Raw genomic sequence first — 12,730 nt, 5'->3', positions numbered from 1 at the left:
TATTTTTTCATACGTCTGTATTTTTTACCAATCTTATCTTTCAACTCTTTTTCAACTTCGTCTGCTTTCTTTATATCAAAAACAACTTCAGTTTGGAAGCTTCCAGACTTTTGTTTTCCATCTTTATATGAGAAGAACACAATAAATTTATTCTTTTCTTTCTTATAGTCATAATCAATTACATCATTAAACGCAACAAAATTACCTACCAAGAAGAACCCATCATCAGTAATTCCATCTTGTAATAAGATAAACATCGAAATCGCAAAACACATAATCACTGAACGAACCATTTCACCAACATTACCCCAATATATAAAGATTGTGATAATTGCGAAAACAAGTGCAATAAAGAACATAATTCGAGTTAGTGTAAGAAATTTACCATAAACTTTTACAGTTTTCTTCATTTTCACCAATTTAAAACTTAACCAAAATGCAATTGCGAGAAATATTCCCGTTAATACTAAATTAAAAAAATCCATGACTACCTCTTTCTAATATCCAAAATCTTCCTTAACAATTATAACATGAATTCGATTTCTTAGGTGAGATTCAGTTGTAATAACTTTACTTCCACATATTCTTTGTTGATGTGAACAATCTGTACAATGCCCAAGTGATGCACAAGGCGTAGTTTTGTTTAAACGCACACAATTCGCAGGCGCTGCAATTTGTTCAACACGTTCTATCGCGCTCGGTATATCTTTTACCAGTTTATTCCATCCTGCAATCACAAGTACACGATCTGGTCCAAACGTTAATGCTGCAACACGATTACCATTACCATCCACATTATAAAGTTGTCCATCAATAGTTAATGCATTAGTACTCATAATATATGTATCACATGTTAAAGCTTGATGAAACACTTCAAATGGATCTTCTGCATGATAACGATCCAAATAGGTAATTTTATCACTCTTCTCTAAGTAATCAATAACACCCATTTCAAATAGTGTCATTGAACCACCTACACTCACAACTTCACCTTCCTGTAATAACGAATCAATGAGTTCAAGACATTCATACCCATTTTCCACTACATCTACTTTAAATTTGTGACTTTCAAGTTTTGTTTTACAAGTTTCAATGTGATTCTCGATTGTCGTTTTTAAGTTTGCGTCCATCTTTTCCACCTCTATTTCTATTTTAATACTTCATAGCATAATCTTACAAATGAATTTTCCAAAGTTTGTGACTTAATTAAGCGACAACCTTGCAATAAATGAAGTTGATCAATTGAAGCAATTGAATCTCCATCAATTAAAGTTGCGGTTTCTTTACCTCCAACAAGAATTGGTGCTATTACAATATCAATGTAATCAAAACATTGGTTTCTCAAAAAATAACCATTCATCGTTCCACCTGATTGAATAGTAAGTCTATCTACATGATACTCATTAGCTAAATGGTTCAACAGTAATTTACCATCAAATTCATCTTGATATATAATTGTTAAATTATCTTCATTGCAAGTATAAGCGGGATGATTTTTGTTGGTAGTTACGATGATTAATTGTTTTAACCAACTGCATAAATACGCAATTCCTTTATCATTCAAATGTGGTTTATTATCAATTATGACAAATGATACTGGTGTTTTAAAAGTCGATTTCTCTTTCTCATTCATACCTACCTTTGCCATAACTCTACCACTGTTCAATGACCATAAATCTGTGCATTGCTCTAAATCATAATACTGCTGAATTCCCTCTTTAACACCCTTTACTAATTTCCAATCCTGATCAGCATCTAACCTATCACTAGAACCACTTGTTATCTTTCCATCAATTGACATCAACATAAATAATGTTGTAATTGGTCTTTTCATATACTCACCTCTTTCTATATCGTAACAATATATTTTCAAATTACAACAATTGTTCAAATTATCACAAGAAAAGATGAGTTTCCTCATCTTTCTAGTATTTCATACAACGGATTTACATAGTGATATGCAAATGATATCGAAGCATCTTGATAATAATCTCGAAGTAAATCAAAATTATGCATTGCAACATCTAGTCCATCTGTATAATAGGTTTCATTAGAAGTTAATTGATGGTACCCTTCCTTTTGAAATTCAAAAATACATTCTAAATTCTTATGATATTTTTTACTAAGTAGTACTTCTTCTTTGATTGCATTGATTTCATTTCGTTTATCATAATTCATAATCGCGATTTCATCACACGCATATTGGATTAAATTATCTAATGAGTCTATATTCACTTCATCCAACCAATTTGGAATACACACAATCACTCTTAACCCTTTTGATTTAGCATAACGATATCCTGTTACCATTGCGTTTACATAATTATTAAATGATTCCTTTGGATTTTGAATCCATTGTTCTGTTAAATATGTTTCAACATCAAAGTAGATACCTTTAATTGGAAATTCTTTTGCACTTGTATGATTTAGAATATCAATCTCATCAATTTTAGTTTTCATATCAACCGCCATTTCATCTAAACCCCAAGTACCATCACCAGTTAAGTAATAAACATCAATGTTTGATTCATCTGCCCTTTGAAGTAAAGTCAGTATATCATTCGTATTTATTCCTTCATTTGGAAACTGTTGATACAATCTTGTAACAGATAATTGATTCATTAAACCAAATAATTTATCGATTTGATTTTCTTGATAAACTTGATTCTCCCACGAAAATAGACTTACTGTTTTATTATCTTTCATCAAAATTGAAGTTGAGAATACAACAGCAATCAGTCCTATAATCACTAAAGATAATATTATTTTATTTTTGATATCATCACCTCAGAAAGAAATCATTTCATCTCTATTTTGATTATATCAAACTTTTATCAAATACCTTGATTCAACGCATTCTAATAAAAACACCTGGAAAACCTTCCAGGTGCAAACAAATATTTTGAATTATTTATTTTTGTGTCACATGATATTCATCATTTACAACATCCACAACTAAAGTCTTTCCTTGAAGTGATTGATCCTTCAAGATTTCTTTAGCAAGTAATGTTTCAATAGCTCTTTGAATATGTCGTTTCATAGGTCTAGCCCCAAATACCGGATCTACACCGCATTCAATAATCTTCGCTTTACAACGAGTTGTAAACTCGACTTGGATATCTTTATTACTCAAACGTAGTGCTAATTCATTTAAGAATTTATCAGCAATTTTAACTAATGCTGTATCACCAAGTGCATTAAACACAACTAATTCATCAATACGATTTACAAATTCTGGTTTAAAGAATTTACTAACTTCATTAATGTAGTGATTGTTTCTTAATTCTAAATCTTGTTCAAATGCATATTGTGATCCTAAGTTACTTGTCATGATAATTAAGGTATTCTTAAAGTCAACAGTAACGCCTTTTGAATCTGTAATACGACCATCATCTAGGATTTGAAGTAAGATATTAAATACATCCGGATGAGCTTTTTCTACTTCATCTAATAACACAATTGAGTAAGGCTTACGACGTACTGCTTCTGTTAATTGTCCACCTTCTTCATATCCAACATATCCTGGAGGAGCACCAATTAAACGAGACACACTGAATTTCTCCATGTATTCACTCATATCAATGCGTACAATCTTAGATTCATCATCAAATAATTGTTGAGCTAATGCTTTAGCCACTTCTGTTTTACCAACACCTGTAGGCCCTAAGAATAAGAAGGAACCAATAGGTCGATTCTCATCTTGAATTTGAGCTTTGGAACGAAGTATTGCTTCAGTTACAAGTCGTAAAGCTTCATCTTGCCCAATAACTCTTTCACGTAAAATATCTTCTAAGTGCAATAACTTTTCACGTTGTGATGCCATCAACTTACTCACTTCAATATGAGTCCAACGTGCTACAATCTTTGCGATCATTTCCTCATCCACAATTTCCTTTAACATACGGTTATTGTCTATAATTGATGCTTGTTTAATCTTTTCTTCTAACGCAGGAATTTCAGAATATTTTAATTTACCTGCAAGTTCAAAATTACCTTCATTTTCAGCATTTTGTAATTCACGTTTTTTACGTTCTAAGTCTTCTTTAGCAACTTTTGCATCATCCAGACGCTTCTTTTCATCACGCCACTTTTCATCAAGAATACTATATTCTTCTTTGATGCTTGATAATTCTTTATTCAATTCATTCAAACGTTGTTTTGATTTATCACTCTTTTCTTTCTTGAGTGTTGTTGCTTCAATCTCTAGTTGCATCTTTTTTCTATTGAGTTCATCTAATTCTTGTGGCATTGAATCTATCTCTACACGAATTGATGCACATGCTTCATCAATACAATCAATTGCTTTATCTGGTAAGAAACGATCTGTAATGTATCGGTGTGATAAAGATGCAGCTGCAATAATTGCTTCATCCAATATTTGTACACCATGATGTGCTTCAAATCTTTCTTTTAATCCACGCAGAATGGACACTGTATCTTCAACTGATGGTTCATCTACTTGTATCTTTTGAAAACGTCTTTCAAGAGCAGCATCTTTTTCAATGTATTGGCGGTATTCATCAAATGTTGTCGCTCCAATGCATTTCAATTCACCACGAGCTAACATTGGTTTTAATAGATTTGCAGCATCCATCGAACCCTCTGTTTTACCAGCTCCTACTAAATTATGTATTTCATCAATGAAGAGAATAATATTTCCTTCTGCTTTTTTCACTTCATTTAATACTGCTTTTAATCTTTCTTCAAATTCGCCACGATATTTAGCACCTGCAATTAATGCTCCCATATCAAGCTCAATTACTTTCTTGTCTTTTAACCCAAATGGAATATCATTACTTGCAATACGATGCGCTAATCCTTCAACAATTGCCGTTTTACCTACTCCTGGTTCACCAATAAGAACAGGATTATTTTTCGTTTTTCTTGATAGAATTTGAATAATACGACGTATTTCTTCATCACGTCCAATTACAGGGTCAATTTTACCCGACTTTACATCTTCAACTAAATCTCGTCCGTATCTTTCTAATGCATCTAATTGATTTTCCATGTTCATTTCAGTCATCTTTACTCCACCTCGTCTTTCTAGTTCTACTTTTTCAATTTGTTTCTCTGTTAGTTTTGTTTTTTCAATAATTGCTTTTGAAACTTCTGAGCCGTTGAATAACATTCCAATTAGAAATGCTACTGTACTCATATACGTTTCATCTTGTTTTTGGCTCCATGCTAACGCTTGGTTATACCCACTCGCAACATACCTACTCATCATTGGTTGAGATACTTGGTCTACTTTAGGCAAACGTTCCATGTATTGATTAACCAATGTCAGTAATGGTTCTTTGTTAACTTCTAATCGTTTCCACAGGCCATCTAATCCATCATCAAGTAACAATTCATGCAAGATATGTTCTGTTGCAATCTCACTGTTTTTCATTTCTTGACTTAGATTAGCTGCTTGCATTAATACGCGTTGAAGTCGCTCTGTCATTTTTTCAATGTTCATCGTTTCCTCCTTTAGCACTTATTGATATAGAGTGCTAATAACTTCGTTTTAGAAAAGGGTCAACTGACCCTTATTTGAATGCCTTCTTAAACTTATCAAAGACAGTTTCTTTACCACCTTTTGATTGTAAGTCTTGAAGTTTTTTATAAAGTTCTTTTTCTTCTTTTGATAGTTTTTTATTAACTTCGATATCGACTATAACATATTGGTCACCAGATCCACGTGCATCTTTTACACCTTTATCTTTTAATCTAAACTTAGTTCCTGTTTGTGTACCAGCTGGTATTGTAAGTTCTACATCACCATAAACTGTAGGCACATCAATTTGACATCCAAGTGTTGCATCAACACTTGAAATAGGAATACTAATTGAAATATTTTTTCCTTCTCTTGTAAAGAATTCATGTTTCTTTACAAGTACTTCGATATATAAATCTCCATTAGGTCCACCGTTTTCTCCACGTTCGCCTTTACCTTGAACACGAAGTTGTTGACCCGATTGAATACCTGCAGGAATTTTTACATCCACGCTTACACGCTTGTGTTCATATCCCTTACCACCGCATTTGCTACATTTTCGTTTAATACTCTTTCCTGTACCATTACATGTTGGACAAACCGATTGTGATTGGAATACACCAAATGGTGTTCTTTGTTGTGTTACAACAGATCCAGAACCACCACATGTAGGACATACAGTAACATCATCTTTACTATGAGCTCCTGTTCCTAAACATTCACTACATTGTTCATCAACACCTAAATTAATTGTTTCAGTTTTACCAAAAATGGCATCCATGAATTCAACTTTCATTTGCATGAAACGATCTTGTCCTTTGCGAGGCCCATTACGTCTTGCTTGGCTTTGTCCACCAAAACCACCAAATCCGCCACCGCCTCCAAAGAACGATCCGAAGATATCATTTAAGTCATCAAATCCACCACCAGAGAATCCTCCAGCACCACCGAAACCTGCACCTTCCATTCCTGCATGACCAAATTGATCATAAGAAGCTTTCTTTTGAGGATCACTCAATACTTCATAAGCTTCATTGATTTCTTTAAATCTACCCTCTGCATCTGCATCTTTATTCATATCAGGATGGTATTTTTTCGCAAGTGTTCGATATGCTTTTTTTATATCTGCTTCACTAGCGCCTTTTGCTAGACCCAACACTTCATAATAGTCTCTTTTATTCGCCATATATCATCCCTCCTCAGTTCAAATGATTAATATATTGATTGATACCTGCACCACCAGTTACACGGATTCTTGGAAGTTTTAACACATCCATACCCTGCTGTATTTTACCAAACTCTGTCGTAAATGCAAGTTTTGTTCCAGAATCTTTCATAATTGCGATGGCATTGTCATTTACATCACCAAATGGATAACAATAAACAAATCCATTATCGACATATTCATACGATTGAACCGTATCTGCAACACCTTCATCATGACCAACACAAAGTAAGCGTCCACCATGACCCATCCCTTTACATCCACCTTGATGCATTAAGAAACTATGACTTTGAAGTTCAATACCTTCTTCTCTCATTTCCCATAATTCATAAGGTAATGTTGTTTCCATCCAACCACCAATAATAAACATAGTTGCATTGATTCCATACTCTTTGAGAATAGGATAGGCGTATTGATATACAGATTCATGCCCATCATCAATCGTGAAACCATAACTATTTACTGGAACTTGAGCACGTTCTTCCATGAAGTATTCAATCTCACGCATCGTTAGTGATACAAATCCATTATTTACTAAATAATCTGCTTGTTCTCTTAACTCATTAACTTCTACATAATTTACATCTTTTCGAGTTTCCCCTTTTGATTCATCATAGAAAAAATGATACATCATAACCGGTATCGATGTAGCAAGTTCTGGTACAGGTGTTTCAACAGCTCTCTCCATGACTTCCATCACATCGCTTTGCGGTATAAAATAAATTTTATTTTGAATAAGTACTCCATAGCGAGGATCTTCGCTACTTGGTTTTACATATACTTGATAAATATTACTAGATGAACTTGTTCCTAGTAAATTTCCAAAATCATCTTCTATGCGATACGTTGAATTCGTAGTAATTGCTTCAGCAAAGGGCACCAAATGCGTTTGATTCTTAAACCATCTTCCATCATTTGTTACATCACTTTGTTTTACATACCAACCTGTATCTTTTAGTGGGATTGCGCCTTGAATCGCATCACCTTCTGCTATATCTAAATAAACATTAGGTTCTAATAACCCTGCATCCACCAACTTTTCATTATCAAGAATGAAAAGTGGTGTTTGCATTGTTGTTTTTACTTTTGTATTTGAATACTCATTACTACCAGATTGTACATTGTTACTTGTCGGTTGTTTCGGCTCATCGTTTTTTTCACTAGATGAACAACCCGTTAGACTAATGAGGCAACAAAACCCTAGAGTGATTCCTAGGATTTTGATGAATTTAGTTTTTTTCTGTGAAGTCAGCATCGACAACATTGTCATCATTAGCACTTGTATTTGCTTGCCCTTGATCAGGTCCAGCTTGTCCTTGTGCTTGTTGTTGATACATTGCTTGAGCCATATCATTTGCTGCTTTTTCTAATTGTTCCATTTTTGATTTTAATGTTTCAATATCATTTGCATCAATTGCAGCTTGTAATTCATCACGAAGTTTCTTAACTTCTTCTTTTTGTTGTTCAGTAACATTAGCGTTATCTGTTTTTAATGTTTCATCAATTTGGTTAATGAATTGTTCAGCTTTATTCTTAGTTTCGATTTCTTCTTTACGTTTTTCATCTTCAGCTTTATGTTCTTCAGCTTCTTTAACCATCTTATCAATTTCAGCATCACTTAATCCGTTAGAACCAGAGATTGTAATTGATTGTTTTTGGTTATTACCTTTGTCTAATGCTGATACGTGAACAATACCATTAACATCGATATCAAATGTTACTTCAATTTGAGGAACACCACGACGTGCTGGTGCAATTCCTGTTAATTGGAAGTTACCTAATGTTTTGTTGTCATTTGCCATTGGTCTTTCACCTTGTAATACGTGAATATCAACAGCTGGTTGATTATCTGCAGCAGTAGAGAATACTTGAGATTTTGATGTAGGGATTGTTGTATTTCTAGGAATCAATACTGTCATCACACTACCCATCGTTTCAATACCTAATGATAATGGTGTAACGTCTAATAACAATACGTCTTTAACATCACCAGAGATAACTCCACCTTGAATTGCTGCACCCATTGCTACTACTTCATCTGGGTTAACTGATTTGTTTGGTTCTTTACCTAATTCTTGACGAACAACTTCTTGAACAGCAGGAATACGAGTAGATCCACCAACTAATAATACTTGATGAATATCATTTTTTGTTAATCCTGCATCACTTAATGCTTGACGAACTGGTCCAACTGTACGATCAACTAATGATTTAGTCATTTGGTCAAATTGAGCACGAGTTAATGTTGTTTCAAAGTGTAATGGACCTGAAGCCCCTGCACTAATAAATGGTAAACTAATTTGAGTTTGAACAACTCCTGATAAATCTTTCTTTGCTTTTTCTGCAGCTTCTTTCATTCTTTGTAAAGCCATACGATCTTGTTTTAAATCAATACCGTTTTCTTTCTTGAATTCAGCAGCCATCCAATCAACGATAACATTATCGAAGTCATCTCCACCAAGTTTGTTGTCACCTGCTGTTGATAATACTTCAAATGTACCATCAGCTAAGTCTAGGATAGAAACATCAAATGTTCCTCCACCTAAGTCAAATACTAATACTTTTTGTTCTACATCTGTTTTATCAATACCGAATGCTAATGCAGCTGCAGTAGGTTCGTTGATGATACGTTCAACTTCTAATCCTGCAATCTTACCTGCATCTTTTGTAGCTTGACGTTGAGCATCGTTGAAGTATGCAGGAACTGTAATAACAGCTTTATCTACTTTTTCGCCTAAGTAAGCTTCAGCGTATGTCTTCATGTATTGAAGAATCATTGCACTGATTTCTTGTGGTGTATATTCTTTACCTTCAAGAGTAACTTTTTCATTTGTACCAATGTAACGTTTGATTGAGCTTACTGTGTCTTTGTTTGTTACAACTTGACGTTTTGCAGCGTCCCCAACAATTCTTTCACCATTCTTAAATGCTACAACCGATGGTGTTGTACGATTACCTTCTGGGTTTGTGATAACTTTTACTTCTTTTCCTTCCATAACTGCAACGCAGCTATTTGTTGTACCTAAGTCAATACCAATAATTTTTGCCATATAATTTCCTCCTATTCGCTAACCTTTACCATGCTAGCACGCAAAATGCGATCTTTTAATTTATATCCTTTTTGTAATACTTGAATAACAACACCTGGTTCAACTCCATCTTCATGCTCAGTCATTAGAGCTTGATGGAAGTTTGGATCAAATGGTTGTCCTTGTGCTTCAATTTCTTCAACACCTTCTTTACTTAAAGCGTGAATCAATTGATTGTAAATCATTTCTACACCTTTACGATAACTTTCAGTTTCTTCTGTAGAAGGAGTTTCTAATGCTCTTTCTAAGTTATCAATAACGGGTAATATATCCAATGCAAAACTTTGAATACGATATTTCTTCGATTGTTCAAATTCACTTTGAAGACGTTTTCTCATATTCTCAGTGTCTGCATATGCTTTTGCATATTCATTTTTCAAATTACTAATTTCTTCATTTAATTTTTCAATTTCTTTCGCTTCATCATGTTTCTTATGTTTCTCATGATGATGTTCTTCGTGTTTTGGTCCATGTCCATGTTTGCATTCGCAATGTTCTTCAGTTGGACCAGGTTCATGTTCACAACAACACTCTTCTTGCTGATGTTCGTGTTCACAATCACACCCGCAATGCTCGTGTTCTTGATTTACTTCTTGTTCCATTTCTTCTTTTTTCTTATCTTCCATGTTTTCCTCCACTTCCATAGAATTCTTCAATCGTGCTTGATACATATTCTAATAGAGAAGCTACTTTGTCATAATCCATTCTTGATGGACCTACAACCATTAGTTCGCCCTCTTCGCTATCACTAACTCTAAACTTACTTGATACAACTGCTACATCATCAACCCATACCATCTTAGAACCTTCTTGTGTTTTAACCACAAGTTCTTGAGATTGTTTACCAAGTTGACGCCACATTGAACGATTTTCTAACATCGACATCAATTGTTTCAGTTTTTCTATGTCTGCAAATTCTGGTTGATATAATAAATTGTTTTGTCCTTTGAAGTAAACATTCTCACTTGCAAATTTCATAAACGCTTTAATAAATGCTTGGAATAACATCTCGTGTCGCTGCACATGTTCCGCAAGAATTGGTTTAATTGCCTGCATCTTATCCAATACATCATGAACATATGTTCCTTTTAAACGATCATTCAAGATACTACAACATTGCTCAATATCTTCAATTGATACATCATCACTGAAGTTAAATGTCCTATTTTCAGTATGTCCGTTATCTGTAATAAACACACAGACTGCACTACGTTCATTGATTGGAAATATCTTAATATGTTCTAATCTTTGCATGGATGCATCTGGTCCCAGGACCCCGGTTGTTAAGTTTGTCATTTGTGACAACATATTACAACTTTGCAGAATTGCTTCTTCCAAATTCAAATGACGATCTGTAAATAAATCTTTAATTGCTATTTCCATTTTAGGGTCAAGTTTTGCTTCTAATAAATTTTCACAATAGAACTTATATCCTTGTGTACTAGGTATTCTACCACTTGAAGTATGTGTCTTTTCTAAGTACCCCATTTCTTCTAGAAACTGCATATCATTACGGATGGTAGCGCTAGAATAAGGTAAATCATACTTTTCCATTAAGGTCTTTGACCCAACTGGTTCTGCTGATTGAATAAACTCATCAACAATCGCTTTGAAGATATCAACTCTTCTTTGTGTAAGCATCATTTACACCTCCTTTTTAGCACTCATTCTTAATGTCTGCTAATACAATATCATACTCTTTTAGCACTGTCAATAAATGTGTGCTAAAACATTATGGTTTTTTTCACATAATTAAAAAAGCCTTTATCATAGGCTATTTTGTATATACTTTATCACTTATTCCAAGGTCGAATATTGCCTGTCCAACCTTTTTCTTGCCAATAAACTCGATCAGCTTCATTCCATCCTTTTCTTTGTACAATACGCATAATAAAGAAAAAAGCTCTTGTTTTGAATGTTGGTTTTATTTTGCCATGATTTCTCTTGATCTTGCCTGCTAAGTTGGTTGTTTTCTTTTCTATTTTTTCCTTTATCTTATCACTGACACGATCCCAAGATACAGCGAATACTGCGACCCCTAACTTATACGTTTTCGCTACTCCCCAAAAGAAAGTACTATCAGCCATATCTTTGTTTGTGCTTTTCATACCCGCACCTGCTGCCGTTGAAATACAAATAGCTTGTTTAGAAAACATACGCTCATTTGGTCGATGTACCATCCACTGATAACCATAATGATCCAATAAGACTTTCATAGGACCTGATACATGATAGACATAAACTGGACTAGCCAAAATAATGACATCCGCTCTATCGAGTGCTTCTGTTATGGGATTAAGTCTTTCTCGATGTGGACATAACAATTCTGATTTTCCAAAACAAGTATTACATCCTACACAGAAAGAATCAAAATCTCGTGGCAAAAAGAATTCTGTAATTTCACCATCCAGTTTATCCGCTAATTGTTTTGCAATATGATAAGTTGATCCTTTATGATTTTGCCCATGAATAATTGTAATTTGCATATTCAATGCCTCCATATAATACGGTAGAAAGTATGTACTATTTTCATTTATTTCTTTACATTATTATATTACTTTACACAATTAGTATTGACAACTTTTTATAAAGTGATATATTTGTATCATAAAGTGACAAATATATCACTGCGGAGAAAATTATGAGCAAGAAAAAAATTAAAAGCCTACTCTTAGGTGGATCCATCATTATTCTAATGTTACTCGCATCTGTTGGCTATTCTGTACTCTTCAATAATTCGCGTCTTGTTGAACCTACTGACTTTTCAACATATTCATTTATTATCAATGATACACCCATGCTTGTATCAGGATTATTATTGTTTGGCTATGTTATTTACCTTGTAATCGAAATAACGAAAGTTGCATTCAAACAAAAAACAGTTGATACAAATCATACACGTATTATTTCTTCAAAACTTGGTTATCTTGGATT

Annotated in this window: 12 protein-coding genes; 1 reads left to right on the top strand and 11 read right to left on the bottom strand. The window is 33.7% G+C overall.

From position 1 onward, the window contains the following. The 11 genes from RR643_RS09540 to RR643_RS09490 all read right to left on the bottom strand — a co-directional run. On the bottom strand, positions 1-485 hold a 485-nt coding region (locus RR643_RS09540; RefSeq protein ID WP_332469859.1), incomplete at its 3' end, for a DUF5673 domain-containing protein. Between the two features lie 12 nt (positions 486-497). Continuing rightward, the gene (locus RR643_RS09535; RefSeq protein ID WP_332469860.1) at positions 498-1,130 is read right to left on the bottom strand and encodes a lactate utilization protein; all 633 of its coding nucleotides are present in this window, start codon (positions 1,128-1,130) and stop codon (positions 498-500) included. 17 nt (positions 1,131-1,147) lie between these two features. Next, positions 1,148-1,834: a dihydrofolate reductase family protein gene (locus RR643_RS09530; RefSeq protein WP_332483072.1), complete on the bottom strand. Its 687-nt coding sequence runs from the start codon at positions 1,832-1,834 to the stop codon at positions 1,148-1,150. Positions 1,835-1,917: 83 nt separating this feature from the next. Continuing rightward, positions 1,918-2,751 (bottom strand): hypothetical protein, encoded by an 834-nt coding sequence (locus RR643_RS09525; RefSeq protein WP_332483071.1) that lies wholly within the window; start codon positions 2,749-2,751, stop codon positions 1,918-1,920. A 160-nt stretch (positions 2,752-2,911) separates the two neighbouring features. After that, positions 2,912-5,464, bottom strand: a complete 2,553-nt coding sequence (locus RR643_RS09520) for an ATP-dependent Clp protease ATP-binding subunit (RefSeq protein WP_332469863.1) — start codon at positions 5,462-5,464, stop codon at positions 2,912-2,914. A gap of 70 nt (positions 5,465-5,534) precedes the next feature. After that, a complete protein-coding gene (dnaJ, locus tag RR643_RS09515; RefSeq protein ID WP_332469864.1) occupies positions 5,535-6,668 on the bottom strand; it encodes a molecular chaperone DnaJ in 1,134 nt (377 codons plus the stop codon). 13 nt (positions 6,669-6,681) lie between these two features. Beyond that, positions 6,682-7,977, bottom strand: coding sequence for a polysaccharide deacetylase family protein (locus RR643_RS09510; protein WP_332483070.1), 1,296 nt, complete (start codon positions 7,975-7,977; stop codon positions 6,682-6,684). Next, entirely contained in the window at positions 7,937-9,757 is a 1,821-nt protein-coding gene (gene dnaK / locus RR643_RS09505) for a molecular chaperone DnaK (RefSeq protein ID WP_332472527.1), read from the bottom strand. Before dnaK ends, RR643_RS09510 begins: the two co-directional genes overlap by 41 nt. An 11-nt stretch (positions 9,758-9,768) precedes the next feature. Continuing rightward, a complete protein-coding gene (grpE, locus tag RR643_RS09500; RefSeq protein WP_332470239.1) occupies positions 9,769-10,422 on the bottom strand; it encodes a nucleotide exchange factor GrpE in 654 nt (217 codons plus the stop codon). Next, on the bottom strand, positions 10,412-11,440 hold the full coding sequence (gene hrcA, locus RR643_RS09495) for a heat-inducible transcriptional repressor HrcA (RefSeq protein WP_442878021.1): 1,029 nt from the start codon (positions 11,438-11,440) through the stop codon (positions 10,412-10,414). Before hrcA ends, grpE begins: the two co-directional genes overlap by 11 nt. Before the next feature lie 149 nt (positions 11,441-11,589). Beyond that, a complete protein-coding gene (locus RR643_RS09490; protein ID WP_332470238.1) occupies positions 11,590-12,282 on the bottom strand; it encodes a flavodoxin family protein in 693 nt (230 codons plus the stop codon). 155 nt (positions 12,283-12,437) lie between these two features. Here RR643_RS09490 and RR643_RS09485 point away from each other — a divergent pair. After that, positions 12,438-12,730: hypothetical protein (locus RR643_RS09485; protein ID WP_442881417.1), on the top strand; the 293-nt coding region annotated here is incomplete at its 3' end.

It is taken from the genome of Anaerorhabdus sp. (assembly GCF_036637135.1).
GTDB lineage: Bacteria > Bacillota_I > Bacilli_A > Erysipelotrichales > Erysipelotrichaceae > Anaerorhabdus.
This window is presented reverse-complemented; position numbering and strand designations above follow the sequence as displayed.

Coding starts and splice junctions, on each gene's coding strand:
- grpE (WP_332470239.1), bottom strand. CDS start 10,422: ATGGAAGATAAGAAAAAAGAAGAAATGGAACAAGAAGTAAATCAAGAA.
- RR643_RS09520 (WP_332469863.1), bottom strand. CDS start 5,464: ATGAACATTGAAAAAATGACAGAGCGACTTCAACGCGTATTAATGCAA.
- RR643_RS09530 (WP_332483072.1), bottom strand. CDS start 1,834: ATGAAAAGACCAATTACAACATTATTTATGTTGATGTCAATTGATGGA.
- RR643_RS09510 (WP_332483070.1), bottom strand. CDS start 7,977: ATGACAATGTTGTCGATGCTGACTTCACAGAAAAAAACTAAATTCATC.
- hrcA (WP_442878021.1), bottom strand. CDS start 11,440: ATGATGCTTACACAAAGAAGAGTTGATATCTTCAAAGCGATTGTTGAT.
- dnaJ (WP_332469864.1), bottom strand. CDS start 6,668: ATGGCGAATAAAAGAGACTATTATGAAGTGTTGGGTCTAGCAAAAGGC.
- RR643_RS09535 (WP_332469860.1), bottom strand. CDS start 1,130: ATGGACGCAAACTTAAAAACGACAATCGAGAATCACATTGAAACTTGT.
- dnaK (WP_332472527.1), bottom strand. CDS start 9,757: ATGGCAAAAATTATTGGTATTGACTTAGGTACAACAAATAGCTGCGTT.
- RR643_RS09490 (WP_332470238.1), bottom strand. CDS start 12,282: ATGCAAATTACAATTATTCATGGGCAAAATCATAAAGGATCAACTTAT.